Here is a 14,961-nt window from a genome sequence, read left to right on the forward strand (position 1 = left end):
TACAATCCATTAATGAAAAACACCAATAGTTTACTGGTCTTGGCCCTGTTTTTTGGACTTACATTTCATGGTGCCAGCATATTTTTTACATTGGAATCTACCTATGATGCTCTGATCCATCTTTTTTTTGCCGATCATTATGCCAATAGTTGGTTTGAGCCATGGGATTATAGGTGGTACACTGGGTTCACAGTTCAGGGCTATCCACCCTTGGTGCATCAGTCCATTGCTCTTTTGTCCTACATAGGTGGCCTAAAATTTGGAATGTTTACAGTAGCCCTCTTGGGGATTGTTCTATTTATTACAGGTACTTACCGTTTTGGGCTTTTAATGACGGGGAATCAAAAAGTAGCGGGCTATACTGCCTTGTTGGCGGTGTTTTCTACCACCTTTATAGAAACCTTGCATATTTTTGGGCAGTTGCCCAGTATTATTGGACTTTCAGTTCTTTTGCACTCCTTACCCGAGATATATTTATGGATCAAAACTGGGAGATACCGTTATTTACTGACCTCTTTGTCCTTGATAGCCGTAACGGTAACCTCACATCATGTTACCCCTATTTTTGGAATGGTATTCTTTGTCTTTCCACTTATTGGAATGGTGGTTATGGATGTATCCCGTGATAAGGTATCTACTAATAGGGAGCTCACTTTTAAGGTGTTCTTTAAATCTTTTAGACAGCTATTTTGGCGTATAGTTGGATTTGGTTTTTCCTCTTTGGTATTAATAGTGGTCTGTATTTTGCCCTATTGGATCAATTCCAAAAAGAATCCCATTACCCAAATCCCTATTCCACATGGTTCCAGGGATAATTTTCTGGAAGTAACCTCTTCGGGTCTGGTCTTCTTTATAGTACCTTGGGGAATTTTGCTTTTCTTTCTGCCCTATATTTTTTACCGGTTTTATAGTAAACGATATTTGTTCTTTGGTTTGTCCATATCGGCACTTACTATTTTGGGCACTGGGGGAACAACCCCAATTCCACTTAAGGTATTGGGCGAAACTGCGTTTAATATCCTGACCTTGGACCGTTTTACCCTTTGGGCAACCATAATGGCGTTGCCTATTTTTGGTGAGTTTATTTATAGATTGGCCGAAGGTGATTTAAAACAACAACTTCAACTACGTTTTGGGGCAATCTACCATAGGGTGTTAAGTATTTTAATTGGAGGGAGCATACTTTTAATGGTCATTTTTACAATGAGTTTAGGGTATTTTAGACCCTCCCAGCCCCAAAAAATAAAAATGCTGCCCATCGTTAATTTTTTAAATCAGGACCAACATGACCAGTGGCGGTATTTGCCCTTGGGTTTTGGGGATCAAATGGCTTGGCTCTCAGCACAGACAAATGCCATGACTGTTGATGGCAATTATCATTCTGCAAGACGATTGCCAGAATTGACCACCAGGGCTATTGAGCGTTTGGAGAATTCCAAATTTAGAGGGGTAGAGGGCATTGGTTCCCTACAGCAGTTTTTGACCGTTCCGGAAAAGTACAACCTTAAGTACATTTTTAGTAATGATAAGTTCTATGACCCCATTCTTTATTTCTGTGGATGGCAACGTCTACAGCATTTGGAAAATGGCATTATGGTTTGGGAAAAATTAAACGTACCTCCGGTGCCCTCCATACTTCCCAAAGAGGATGTGGCCCAATGGCTGAAGTTAATGTGGGGCATTGTTCCTATTCTCACTATCTTGATAGCCTTTGTTATCAATATTCAATTGCTTTGGATTCGCATACTTAATTCAAGAATAATCCGGCAACCGGACTATATGAAGTATGGGGTTGATTATAGGAAATTCCCATCATTGCTTATCAGTATTAATCATCTTTGGGCATTTTTGATTTTATTGTTGTTAGGATTTGGAATCTACCAGTTTTATATACACAACACAGCACAACGGTCTCCACAAAATGTGGTTAAGGCCTATTATAATGCGTTGGATTTTAAGGAGTTTGAGACGGCGCACTCATTTTTGGATGTAGAAAAGGAAATTTCCATTGCCCAATATATGCAAGAGGTATCTGTAACCGACGGTATCTTAAGCTCGTATGCCAAATTGGATGCAATGGAAATAAAGTTATCCAATGAGACGGACCTAAATGCCAGGGCAGAGGTAGCAACCTTTTGGGTAACCCCTTTGGAACGAATACAAAAAACTTATAATAATGATTTGGTTAAACGTCAAGGAAAATGGTATATAGTTCCTTCCCTTTTGGATAGCGACATTCCCACGGATCAATTGTTTACATCCAACAATACTACTTTTTATAACCATGGTCGACGCAGAATAACCACGGAACAGACCCATCATGAAGATGTACTAAAACAACCTGTACTGGAGGTGCTTAGCGCCAAATTGGTAAAAATGGATGGAAGTTACTCGGTTATCGGGGAATTGCAAAATGTTGACAATGTTCCTGCCGATGTGGTTCTAAAGGCTACATTGTACAATGATGAGGATAAGGAGTTGGCCAGTTATAACGCCAAGTTTCATATGAAGCATAAGTTAATGCCAATGGAAACTACCACCTTCAAAATCAATTTTGAAGGTATTGCATGGTCACAGACCAAAGATACCATTCCCCCTACTTTTAATCCCGATGAATTTACCCCTGTGACATTTTCGGAGCAACCTACCAAATTCAATCTTCAATGTGCCGGAAATGTAGCCAATACCGATCTTTATAAGGGTTTGGTACTTCAGGAAATACAATTGTTGCCAGAAGGGATTAAGGGGCAACTGTACAATTCAGGGATTCAGGAAGTAACCATTCCCTTACTGTTGATTTCCTATTACGATGCGGACAAAAATCTCCTTTGGGTAGACCATAAATTTGTTAGGGACGGGGTCCGGGTGCAGCGCAAACAGTCGTTTCGCTATGACATCAAGGAATTGGATGGGTTGAAAATCCTCAACAGTAGTTTAGAAAACTGTTATGTAAATGGACTGCCCAACGCTGAAATTGCCGGAAAAGTAATCGGGGAGCGGAATAAGCAGCATTCCTATGACCAACTGCAGCCATTTAAGGGGCTTGGTTATGATTTTATAAAGTTGGAACTGAACAGCTATATAGGAAATCCAAGGTAATATGAAATGGAAGCTCTACATTTTGGTTATGTTGACAGGCCTCGGTTGTAGGGAGAAAGAGGAGGTGCCCAATACCAACCTGAAGGCGGAAATAGTAGCTATTTCACATCCGTCATCTGTTGGGAACGGGTTGGAATTCCAATTCCACCTTCAAGGAAAGGGAAACGCTTTGCTATTGTTGGAAAATAGTTTTGGTCCCCTGTTTTTTCAACCTAAAATAATCAATGATAAGGCCATGTTCAATATTCCCCCAGAATTCACGGAAGAGGTTGGGGAATTCCACTGGAAGCTCGTTTCCAATTCCAAAGTACTGTTATCGGATAAATTTTATCTTGGTCCGCGGATTGGGAATCTCTCCAAAATAGAAACCTATTTTGGGCCAAGAAGTATTAGGGCTGGAGGCCAGGATTATTCCATGCTTACGGTTATCCCAACCGATGATTATGACAATCCACTGCCGGATAGTACTCTTGTCGCTATTAGCCAACAAATTAATTCCAAAACCAATGTATTTGAAGTTCGCCTCAAGGATGGTCTTGCCTATAGGCTACTATATGGGGAAGAAAAATCGGGACGTATGTTGGTTACAGCGGCCGTTAACGGGATACCTTCCAAGGAGCTTACAAGCATTGTATCACCCGCCAATAGTACTGATTTCAAAATTGGATTTGAACGTGTACATGATTTTGCGGATGGTAATCAAGTAATTAGATTTATGACCTCACCAATAACGGATAGGTTTGGGAATACGGTTAACGATGGAACCTTGGTTAATTTCATAGTTAAAAATAAGAGGGGAGAATTGCTCAAATCTGCAGGGACTACCTTGGCCGGAATTGCAACTGCCAATATGTTACATCCCAATGAGGAGGAAGAATGGGAGGTTAATGCATATATTACAGGTGAGGCAAAGAGCAATGGGCTTCAGCTGAATTTTAAAAGTGCCATAAAAGATTTTGAAGTGAAATTGTCCAAAAATAATCGAAAAATCATAGTGGGGCCAATTCTTGGATTTATGGGGCAGTTGGTGCCGGAAGGATTGGTTATCGAATTAAAAATTTACGACAGTAACGGCGATTTTATTGAGGCCCAACAAACCCATTCCAGATCTGGGATGGGGTCATTTGAACTGGAGAAGGGATTTTATCCTAGAGGGGATTATCAAATTACCGTGGAATGTGCAGGTGTTAAAAAAAAATGCGTTTAAAATTGACTCAAAATGAAGTGGAATAAGAACATCTTAAGGGTCCTTTTGATAGGTTCGTTCCTAGCCATAAATGCTTTGGTGCTTTTTGGGATAAGTTCGGTTTGGTCCTATCTGAATACTGGTGCGGATCGCTCTACCCTCCTTCACATAGGTGGGGAAGGAGCTACCGTTTATTTGCCCAAGGTGGTGTGGGACACAACTTCAGTGGAAGGCCGCCCAATTGAGAAACAAACATTGGCGAAAATTGAACGGGATTATCTTAATGGTTGGTACGTGAGAAATACCGCGCTGTCTACAAACAATAACTACGGTATTGGCGACTACTTTACCGAAAGTGCCAGGACCAAACTGTATAAAATACTGGATACAAACAAGGAAAAGGGCGCCACCTTTGTTCAGACCACTTTGGAACATGGGCCCAAATTAAATTTCTATAGCGCCGATGGAACCCAAATCTCTTTTCTCGATAAGAATGTATCACTTTACAAGAAGGGCTTTTTAAACGGCAATCCAGTTTTGGAATATCATGAAACTGCAACATTCCAGGTAGTAATGCTTCTAGAGGACGGTTTTTGGAGGGTACGTCATTTTGTGAGGGTAGCATCAGAACCTGTAAAGGTGAAGAAGGAGCCCAGAATTAGTGCTGTTGATAAAGAAGCGTTACGAAATATTAAAGGACTCAATTATTATCCTAAGGACAGTCCTTGGGATACCTTTGGAAATCGGTTTCAGGATAGTATTATTTCAGGAGATTTTAGAACTATAAGGGACATGGGATTCAACACCGTCCGTATTTTTATTCCGTATATGGACTTTGGGGCGGCCCAGGTAAACCAGGACAGACTTGCCAAAGTCAGGGCCCTTTTGGATATCGCGGGTAAGCAAAACATAAAGGTGGTCATCACCCTATTTGATTTTTATGGAGATTATAGCGTGCCCAATTGGACGGAGACCTTTACACATGCAGAAAAGTTGGTAACCACATTAAAGGATCATCCAAGTTTGCTTGCATGGGATTTAAAGAATGAACCCGATTTGGATTTTGAAGCAAGGGGAAAGGAAGATGTGCTGGGCTGGTTGAGGGAGCTTTGTTTAAGGATAAAGAAATGGGACGGACTGCATCCCGCAACAGTAGGATGGTCCAGTCCCGAGGCCGCGGTAAATATGGCCAAGGAAGTGGATTTTGTTTCTTTTCACTATTACAGGGAAATTCAGGATTTTATGCCTTCTTATCAAAAATTGAGAAACGCGATTCCCAAAGATAAAATTACGATACTTCAGGAATATGGCAAGTCTTCCTATAGTGGAATGTGGAATGCTTTTCTAAACTCGGAGGAGAAACAGGCGGCCTATTATGAGGAAATTCAACCCATTTTGGAAGAAGCCCAAATACCATTTCTATTATGGACTTTATACGATTTTGAAAAGGTACCGTCCGCTGTGGTTGGCAACCGGCCTTGGAGAAGGGAACCCCAAAAATATTTTGGTTGTCTTGATATGGAAGGTAAACCAAAGAAAGCATTTTACTTTCTAAACCGTATTTCCAAAAAATAGGAAGGAGAACGATTAGCCAAACCGTTCCCCTATCCTCACTTAACCTGAAACTTAATTCTAATTTTCCAGTTCTGCCACTCTTTTAGGTAGTTTTAAAGAAAAGCCTTCGGATTTTGCCAATTGAATCGCCTTAAAATAATTCACGTACATTTTGGCGATTTCCGACATGGGTAAAGAGCAGGCTGCTTTATAATTGTTCGTTCCCAATTGGATACGATAGAAATCATCCTTCAAAATATTTTCTATGGCATTGGCCAATGACTCGGCACTATCGGGTTTGAAAAATTCTCCTTTATACCCTTCCTCCTTTACCAAAATACTCAGATCTCCCAAGTCTGGAAGGGCAACAGCCTTTCCATAACTACCGGCCTGGTGCAATACCCCAGAACTACCTGTGGTGGAAGTATAGGGAAACACAGCAACGGCACTCTCCGCGAAAATCACAGGGACATCTTCCTCGGCAACATATCCCGTAAACCTAATTTGCGGTATATGTTGATAACGTTTCTTTATTCCCGCAAGATATCCGGGAGTATTGGGACTGTCTGTGCCCGCAATTACGATTTCCAAATCCATATTGCTGCGGTTCCTGATAATTTCTACGGCCTCTATGAGTATCTCTACTTTTTTATAGGTGCCAAATTTACCGAAGGCCATTATCTGTTTTGGCCCCTCAGGTAAGCGGTAATCAGGTTCTGGAGGTGTTTCAAAAGCGCCATGGGGTACCAGAGCAACGTTTCTCGCCTTATATTTTTTTTCCAGGATATCTACATATTTACTAATGGTCACGGCAAGTACATCGGACGCCAAAACAAACTTGGTTAGGGTAGCTCCGATTAGGCCATAGGCTTTCTGCAAAAAGATGTTCTTGGTAATACCGGCACTATTTAAGTCTACTTGTTCCAAAATATTATGCAGTAAGGAAATGGTGGGAATCCCTTTTAGTTTGCATATAAAAGGAAGAAGAAGACCCAAGGCAGCGGGTATTTTTTTGTCTCCAAATTTCAGAAATTGAAGGTTAAACAAGACCGCATCGGGCTCTGTCTCCGAGATGGTTTTGTTTATACTGAATAGGTTGGTGTAGCTGTTAAAACTCCAACATTCCTTGACGGTTATTTTGCAGCCTTCCTCTTCAAAATTCAGATCTTTTTCTTCGTTGGTTTTGTCGGTGATCAAAACTATTTCACTGACCTCATTTTGCAACCTAAAGTGTTTTACTAGGTGATACCCGTACTCGGCAAGGGTTACTTTACTGGGGGGGTAGGCAGTTACGATGGCTAATTTCATAAGTTAAGTTTTGTGTTAAGATTTAGATTTTATTTCTGGTACAAATTTCACCAATATATACTGCAAATATTGATGTTATGAGGTGGTTGGTCCTTTTGTATAGATGAATGGTAATGGTGTTTGGGCGAGTTGTCCAAGGCCAATCATTCATTTAAATTCTCAAGGTTTCCATATTTCCGTTTTAATTTTAGGTATGAATTGGGCATTATCGGAGACCGGTCGATTATCGCTGTCAGGCTTTTGCAATAGTACCCTGTTACTTCAAGGATTTGCTTAAAAAGTAGATGGCCTGGGCCACTAGTAGGGCTATCATAACAACGATCTGAATTTGGACGACCATGGTGAGACTACTGTGAAATATTATTATTAAAAACACCTGTGATATTCCCAGAATACCAGATAGTATTACGGGTACGTAATGATCCAATGACAGGAAATAGTAGGCAAAAATATTGGAGACCGCAAAAAGTGATGTCGCCAAGGCATATTGCCAGAGTAAGTTTGACATGGATAGGTAGGCCTCCCCGAACAATAAATTAATGATGGGCTCAGGAAACATATAGCACGCCATTACGATTCCAAATGATAATAGTCCTATGAATCCTATGTATTTTGAAAGTACGGGAACGGTAGGTTCCCCGTCCTTGTGTTTTTGTACTACCGTAGGCAATAATAGCATAACAAACATCCAAGCCACAAAATAGACCACCCGGCCTATCAAGGCCAGGGATGCGTATAGGCCGGCATCCATAGCATCGAAATAGTGCTTTACCAGCAGAATATCGCTGTTGTTTATGATAATTTGGGTTAGTTCATAACCTGCGGTAAGCCCTATAAATTGTAACACTTTTTTTGTTTTTTCTTTTGAGAGCCTATTTTTTGTGAAAACTCTTACCTGTTTTATATCAATGGGAACCAATCCAAAAAGAAAGGAAGTACCAATCCCCAAGGCGACCAAAATTGAAGGTTCAAATGGGAGTATCACCAACAATAAAATGGTAATGCCCAATCTGCTCCACATTTCAGTTTGGTAGGTAAAGGATAATCTTCCAAAATCCTGGAACCCTTGAAATTTGCCACGGTTAACGCTCATAAGAAAGTAAATTGGGATACCAATCCCAAAGATGATGAACATGCCGGAATTTTGGGTCCGAAACAAAGTTTGTAGTTCAGGGGCAAAATAGACAACCATTGTTCCAATGGCCAGACCAAAGGCCAGGGCGTAAGAGTATATGGTATTTTGAAAATGGGCGTAATCCTCTTCAGAAAATAAAACAGCAAACTTAGCGGTCACTAATTGAAAGGTCATTCCAACAAAGGAAAGTACCAATAGAAGTGTTATCAGCAGTGCTGCCTCTGCGAAGGCCTCAGGGCCCAGTATTCTTCCCAAGGCCAAGTTGTAAAGGTAGTTGCCCCCGTTAACCAGGAGCGCACTACCCATAAACAACCGTTCGGGGGAAATTTTTTTGATAAGTATATTGGATAAGGTCATGTGTGATTATTTTTTAATGGTATTCCTTAATACGGTGTTTACAAGTGGTATTTAGCCGGAACATTTATGTTTTCTTAAGGCAAATATCTATAGGATAGCCGTTTTGAAAAGGCCGATGTAGACGGGTCGTCATTTGCTGTAGACGAATGGCAGGTATTGCACTTCCGGTAAAGTTGTGTCTGCCGTAGCTTTACATAAGCTTAATAAATAGGATTTAGGCCGAACCAAATAGCGACCATAAATCCGGAAAACTTAACCTATGAATACTTATAAATTAATTGCCCTATTTTTATTATTGTCATTTTCTGTTCAGGCCCAACAATCTATGCAAAAGGGATTTGAACTTTTGGAAAATGGAGATTTTGCAGATGCCGAGATTTTTTTTGAAGCCTTTTTGGAATCGGATTCCGAAAACAAGACAGCCCAGATTTGTTATGGAAGGGCAGTTGGTCTAAATGGAGCGCCTAAAACGGCCAATGCGTTATTTGGAGATTTACAGCAAAAGTACCCCAACGATTATGAGGTGGCCATAAATTATATAGAATCCCTTTTATGGGCAGGAAAATATAAGGAGGCCAAACCACTGTATAAGGATATGGTGGCCAAAAATCCAGAAAAGTTTGGGGCTTTGTTGGGGTATGCCAATACCTTGAGCAATCTAAAGGAATATAAAACTGCACTGTATTGGGTAAATAAGGCCATTGCACTGCAACCGGATAATGAAGGTGCCAAGATTTCAAGGAAGTATATAAAATTAGGATACGCCAATGAGTTTGTAAATGCACAAAACTATGGGATGGGACAACAATTGCTACAGGAAATTTTTGGAGATTTTCCTGAGGATAAGGAGGCATTGTTGAATTTGGCCAACCTACAATTGATAACCAAAGAGACGGATAGTGCCAAAAATACCTACCGGCGATATGCCACATCCGCTAAAGATTCGATCACCGCTATAAATGGAATTGCACTTGCAGAACACATAGCCGGAAATGAAAAAATGGCCCTAACAATGGCCTTGAAGGCTAAAGAAAAAGTGGAGTCCTTTGGTGATACCGGGCTTAGCCAGCGCACCTACGACCGCCATGTACAGGCCCTGATATGGAATAGAAAGTTTACCGAAGCCAGAAAGGAAATAGACAGTTTAGCCGTTGTATTCCCCAATGGCAATTGGGTACAGGCATTAAATGCTACCCTAGGAATGTATACCGGGGATTTTAAGGCAAGTTTATCAAGCTATGACGCCATACTCTCTAAGGATAGTGTCTCTTTTGACGGAAACTTAGGTAAGGCAAACGCACTTTTTGCTTCAGATCAAATCGTACCTGCTTATAAGGCGGCATTTCAGACCTTGAAAATATTTAAGAATCAAAAAGATGCGCAAGGTTTTATTGAAAAACTGAATGGTTTGCATACCCCAAATATTGTAGAACATGCCACCTATACCTTTGACAATGGTAATAATGTGGCTTTTTCCAATTCAGTAAATGCCTTTGTACCTTTTTCCACAAAATTTAAAACCACACTAAACTACCAGTACCGAACTACAGAGAATACGGTTACCCAGAATAAGGCAGAATCCCATGTTGTGTTGGTTGGTTTTGGATACAAATTGGCACCCCATGTAGATATGACCACTGTCCTGGGATTCAATAACAGTAGGTTTATGGAAACTGCTTACACCCAACCGGTTTTGGATGCCAAATTAAAATTGAAGCCTTTTAAGTTGCAGAATCTAGAATTGGGCTACCAAAGGGAAGTGCAGAATTTTAATGCAGATTTAATAGAGCGCGAAATTGTGATGAATCATTACGGACTTAATTACAATCTAGGGACCAATTTCAATTTGGGCTGGTATACCCAATTGATGCACACCCAGCAGACCGATAACAACAGTCGTAACCTCTTATTTACCTCTCTGTACTATACGGTATCACAGAAACCGGTATTAAAGTTTGGTCTTAATTATCAGTATATCACCTTCGGAGAGCAAGTACCTTCCCTATATTTTAGTCCTGAAAAATACCAGGTCGGGGAGGTTTTTGGGGATATCAGGGGGAAAATATCAACAGATACCCACTATATGGCCAGTGTGGCTACAGGAATTCAAAAGGTGGAAAACGACCCCCAAACTCTAATTTTCAGGGCTGAAGCTGCCGTGCAACACCAATTTGGAAAACGTCTCAGTGGAAGTGTTTATGGTAAATATAGCAATATAGCATCGGCCACGGCCGCTGGATTTGAATTTACGGAAATTGGATTTAAACTAAAATGGTCCTTGACTAAAAAACCATTGTTCTTTGCCAATTTGGAGTCCGAAAGCAAATCGAATTAAAAACCCTAAAAAAGGGAGGGTAAAAGTCCAATATATAATACTGGTGCTTTACAGAAGGTTTAGTCTTCGCATTAGTTCAGGTCTGTTGGAGCGACTGATCGGGATAACGTTCTTACCTATTAAGACGCTATTGTCCTCAATATCTATAATTTTGTTGAAGTTGATGATAAACGACCTATGTATTTGCATGAAAACCTTTTCCGGCAGTTTCTCCTTAATCTTCTTTAAGGTAGTATGTACATGATATACTTCTTTTTCGGTCTTGATATCTATATAATCCCCTTTGGCTTCTATGACCGTAATCTCGTTCAACTTCAATTTAATTAGGCGCCTATCTATATTGATATAAAGATCTTCACCTGATGCTGTTTCTCCTGCTTCCTTAGATGGACCAACTGGTGACTGTTGTGATATGTTTTTTAATTTTTGAATGGATTTTTGAAAGCGCTCCAAGGTAATGGGCTTCACTAGGTAGTCCACAATGGACTCGTATTCATAGGCTTCTATGGCAAAATTGGTGTCGGAGGTAGTCAATACAATTTTTGGAGGATTTTTAAGGGTCTGTACAAAATCGACACCAGAAAACCCGGGCATGTGTATATCCAGGAATACTACATCAATATTCTGTTGGTTTAAAAACTTGATGGCCTCAATGGCATTGTCAAATTGCTCAATAACATCCAATTCAGGAATCTTGGAACACAATTGGGCTACAATTGCCCTTGCCGCAGCCTCGTCGTCTATGATGATACAATTCATACTATATAGTTGTAAGGTATTTTGTTATTTTTTGAAGTATTGATCTAAAATCCATGTCCATCTTATTATTGCCTTCCCTAAGATCTTCTTCATAGGTTACCGCATATCCGTAGGCCTTTTCCAGACCCAATATGTTAAATTTATGCTTTAATTTATGTACGGTTTCAGCAGCCATTAAAAGCTCATTTGTTTGGATCTGTTCCAAGTATGTATCTACCTCTTCCGGGAACTCCTTTTTTATGATATGGATGAATTTTTTCTCAAATTCAATATCCTCTCCTGCCAACTCCTTAATGTAATTTAGATTGGGTGTTTCAATCATAAGTTCTTCTTTAGAGTGAAATAAAATGTGGTTCCCTTATTCTCTTCTGATTCCAACCAGATATCACCTTCGTATAAATCTACTATTTTCTTTACAATGGACAGTCCTATGCCCGTAGAACGTTCACCTTCTCCTATGGACTGGAATATTTTGAAAATCTTTTCATGATATTCCTTAGGTATGCCTATGCCATTGTCCTCAATACTAAATTGCCAATGTGTATTGGTTTCTTCACTGCTAACTTTTACCAGTCCTTCCTTTTTCGGAATATGCATTACGGCGTTACTTATTAGATTTTGAAATAGCTGGTGCATTTTGGTTCTATCCGAATTTAAAACAGGTAGCGTATTCATTATGACAACATTGACATGTTCGGGGATAAAAATAATCTCGCGAATCTCATGAATAACAGAGTTTAGGTCTACCATTTCATTCTCCAGATTTTGACTGTTGATACTGGAATAATTTAAGATTCCATCAATAAGCTTGTCCATGCCTTCAATTTTCTCTTGCATCATCTGAAGTTGGTTTTGGCCATTTATATCCAAAATCTCATGGTAATCTTCCTTTACCCAAGATGCCAGTGCACTAATACTTCGTAAGGGCGATTTAAGATCGTGCGAAACTATATGTGCATATTCCTGTAATCCCCTATTACTGGATTCCAATTCCTTTAAGAGTTGCTCTTTTTGGAGTTGAAGGTGTTTTTGTTCCGTTATATCCAAGTGTATGCCTATAGATCCAACAACAGCACCGGATTCATTATATCTAGGTGCGCCACTGATCAACCAATGTCGTAGCTCTCCGTTTTTATGGGCTATTTTTACTTCGTAGGAATCGGAATGTCCTTTAAGTCTCTTTTGGTTTTTTTCATGAACTATTTTGTTGTCCAAAGGTTTTATAATATCTACTGCCTTTTGGCCTAGAAGTTCCTTCTCTGTATAGCCGCTCATTTGGCAAAAACTGTGATTGACCATTTGCACCACGTCATCATTGTCTACCTCAATAAGCCCCAAGTTCATGTTTGCGATGATACTGCTATACTTTTCCCGTTGTGCCTCTAGTGTCCGTTTATAGTTTCTTCGTAAAGTGACATCTTGATAGGTCCACAAGTGGCCCGTATAACGGCCATTATTGAAAATAGGTATATAATCTCGCTCTAAAATTCTGCCATCCAACATCTCCAGTTCGTCACCAACGACCATTTTTTGATTGCCAAGTACTTCATCTATTCTTTTGACAAATGCCTCGGGATCCTTGAAATATTCTTTGCTCTGTTCGGCCGAGATAGCACAATCTGCGCCTATGAGTTCCTCTGGGGAGGCCGATATCTGGAATAGGTCGCAAAAAAGCTGGTTGGTCAAGGCTATTTTTCTGTGTTCATCCTCCAAAAGAACTCCGGTCTGAAGGTTTAGAATCAAGGTAGAAAGGCGGTTTTCGGAAGCTTTTAATTGCTCCTCGGCTTCGAGTTCCTTGGAAATATCCTCTATCATGGCCACCTGAAATTCTACCTCCCCCTTAAAATTCTTTACTGCACTTACATTTGTTTTGGCGTGTAAAATAGTGCCGTTTTTACGTATATACTGTTTGGTGATCGTAAAATTATCCAGTTTGCCAGTATTCATTTTATCCATTAAATCTTGAGTGGCCTTGGAAGTATCAGTTGCACTAATATCACTAACCTTAAGTATTTTTAGTTCCTTTTCGGAATATCCAACTAGTTTGGAGAAACTTGGATTTGCCTTTATGATCTTTCCATCCACACTGAGCACTATTCCCAATGGTGAATTTTCTACAATTATGTCCTGTTGTTTTTTCTGTTCGGCAAGTAAATGTTTTATTTCTGTTTCTTGGCTTATATCCCTTATAATACCTTGGGCAGCAATAGGTTTTCCAGTGGGGTCATAAATCATGTTGGCGTTGATCTGTACATGCTTTTCAGATGTATCCCTTAAAATAATTTTTGCCCTATAATTTTTTAAAGTGCCTACTTCAATAAGAAAATTGAAGGACTTTACGGTATAATCAACATAATCCTTATGGACCATTTTGGCCAAATTAATTTCTTCCTTTGTATGGTCATATCCCAAAAAATCTTTGGCGGAGTTGTTCATGTTAATAACATTGAACTTTAAATCCATGACTACGTAGGGGTCTATTATATTGATGAAAGCCCCGTCCAATTCGGAAGTTTTTTCATCTAGCAGATGTTGTAACTTGCTATTTTCCTGTTTTAAGTGATGAACAGTATTATATAGTTCATGCGATTTGGATTCCAATATTTTTTCTGCTTGGATTCTGGCCTTCTTTTGTCGCTCCAAGGCCTTTTTCAACAGAATAACCTCTTTATTATCCATTTTGAACTATATCGAATTTAACTTCGGTTCCATCCTCTTTCAAAAGTTCATAGGATACTTTTGCCGAACTATTAAAATGTTCAAAACATTTTTCTATTAGTCCATGGGCCAATCTATACAGTCCCCTTGATGAGGAGTATATCATGGAAATGGAATGGTCCGTTTTTTCCAGGATTTTAAAACTTGGCAATTCGGCATCCGGATATAGTTTTTTAACATGCACATGTATATGGTCCTCTATGCTGTACAAAAGTCCTAAAGGATTGGTGTAGCTTTTAATTACCTCGGGATGGGCCTTTCCTAAACTACTGAACAGGTAGTAGCCAAAGGTATGGAGCAGGGTATTGGTGTCTATCTTAACCGAATCGCTCAAATTGGTTATCAAGCTTACCATTTCATTAAATTCATAGGAGCCTATGGATGTATAGATTCCTTCAGATTCTAAATTTGATTTCTCAATGATTTCATCCACTACCTCCAGGCCGAAGGAGGATTCTACCATTTCCATAAACTCAGTGAATACAATTCCTTTCATGATACTTATTTGTG

The 14,961-nt window shown here is 39.8% G+C and carries 10 protein-coding genes; 4 read left to right on the forward strand and 6 right to left on the reverse strand.

The features are described 5' to 3' along the window. Nucleotides 1-12 precede the first annotated feature (12 nt). The 3 genes from BUA60_RS13750 to BUA60_RS13760 are packed head-to-tail and all read left to right on the forward strand — an operon-like array spanning nucleotide 13 to nucleotide 5,860. Nucleotides 13-3,099, forward strand: coding sequence for a hypothetical protein (locus BUA60_RS13750; protein WP_072862560.1), 3,087 nt, complete (start codon nucleotides 13-15; stop codon nucleotides 3,097-3,099). 1 nt (nucleotide 3,100) lies between these two features. Further along, nucleotides 3,101-4,306: an Ig-like domain-containing protein gene (locus tag BUA60_RS13755; RefSeq protein ID WP_072862562.1), complete on the forward strand. Its 1,206-nt coding sequence runs from the start codon at nucleotides 3,101-3,103 to the stop codon at nucleotides 4,304-4,306. A gap of 12 nt (nucleotides 4,307-4,318) precedes the next feature. Then, the gene (locus BUA60_RS13760; protein ID WP_072862564.1) at nucleotides 4,319-5,860 is read left to right on the forward strand and encodes a cellulase family glycosylhydrolase; all 1,542 of its coding nucleotides are present in this window, start codon (nucleotides 4,319-4,321) and stop codon (nucleotides 5,858-5,860) included. Between the two features lie 57 nt (nucleotides 5,861-5,917). On the opposite strand, the gene BUA60_RS13765 is transcribed toward BUA60_RS13760, so the two are convergent. Together BUA60_RS13765 and BUA60_RS13770 are read right to left on the reverse strand one after the other, a co-directional pair. Next, nucleotides 5,918-7,147: a glycosyltransferase gene (locus tag BUA60_RS13765; RefSeq protein WP_072862566.1), complete on the reverse strand. Its 1,230-nt coding sequence runs from the start codon at nucleotides 7,145-7,147 to the stop codon at nucleotides 5,918-5,920. A 256-nt stretch (nucleotides 7,148-7,403) separates the two neighbouring features. Continuing rightward, the gene (locus tag BUA60_RS13770) at nucleotides 7,404-8,639 is read right to left on the reverse strand and encodes an oligosaccharide flippase family protein (RefSeq protein ID WP_072862568.1); all 1,236 of its coding nucleotides are present in this window, start codon (nucleotides 8,637-8,639) and stop codon (nucleotides 7,404-7,406) included. A 259-nt stretch (nucleotides 8,640-8,898) separates the two neighbouring features. Here BUA60_RS13770 and BUA60_RS13775 point away from each other — a divergent pair, with 259 nt between their 5' ends. Continuing rightward, nucleotides 8,899-10,974 (forward strand): tetratricopeptide repeat protein, encoded by a 2,076-nt coding sequence (locus tag BUA60_RS13775; RefSeq protein ID WP_072862570.1) that lies wholly within the window; start codon nucleotides 8,899-8,901, stop codon nucleotides 10,972-10,974. Between the two features lie 48 nt (nucleotides 10,975-11,022). Here the strand turns inward: BUA60_RS13775 and BUA60_RS13780 are convergent, their stop codons facing one another. The 4 genes from BUA60_RS13780 to BUA60_RS13795 are packed head-to-tail and all read right to left on the reverse strand — an operon-like array spanning nucleotide 11,023 to nucleotide 14,947. Beyond that, nucleotides 11,023-11,733, reverse strand: a complete 711-nt coding sequence (locus BUA60_RS13780) for a LytR/AlgR family response regulator transcription factor (protein WP_072862571.1) — start codon at nucleotides 11,731-11,733, stop codon at nucleotides 11,023-11,025. A gap of 1 nt (nucleotide 11,734) precedes the next feature. Further along, a complete protein-coding gene (locus BUA60_RS13785; RefSeq protein ID WP_084532601.1) occupies nucleotides 11,735-12,055 on the reverse strand; it encodes a histidine kinase in 321 nt (106 codons plus the stop codon). After that, entirely contained in the window at nucleotides 12,052-14,412 is a 2,361-nt protein-coding gene (locus BUA60_RS13790; protein WP_072862573.1) for a PAS domain S-box protein, read from the reverse strand. Before BUA60_RS13790 ends, BUA60_RS13785 begins: the two co-directional genes overlap by 4 nt. Further along, nucleotides 14,405-14,947, reverse strand: a complete 543-nt coding sequence (locus BUA60_RS13795) for a heme NO-binding domain-containing protein (RefSeq protein WP_072862574.1) — start codon at nucleotides 14,945-14,947, stop codon at nucleotides 14,405-14,407. Before BUA60_RS13795 ends, BUA60_RS13790 begins: the two co-directional genes overlap by 8 nt. Between the last annotated feature and the right edge of the window lie 14 nt (nucleotides 14,948-14,961).

The sequence above is a fragment of the Arenibacter palladensis genome (assembly GCF_900129275.1).
Classification (GTDB): domain Bacteria; phylum Bacteroidota; class Bacteroidia; order Flavobacteriales; family Flavobacteriaceae; genus Arenibacter; species Arenibacter palladensis.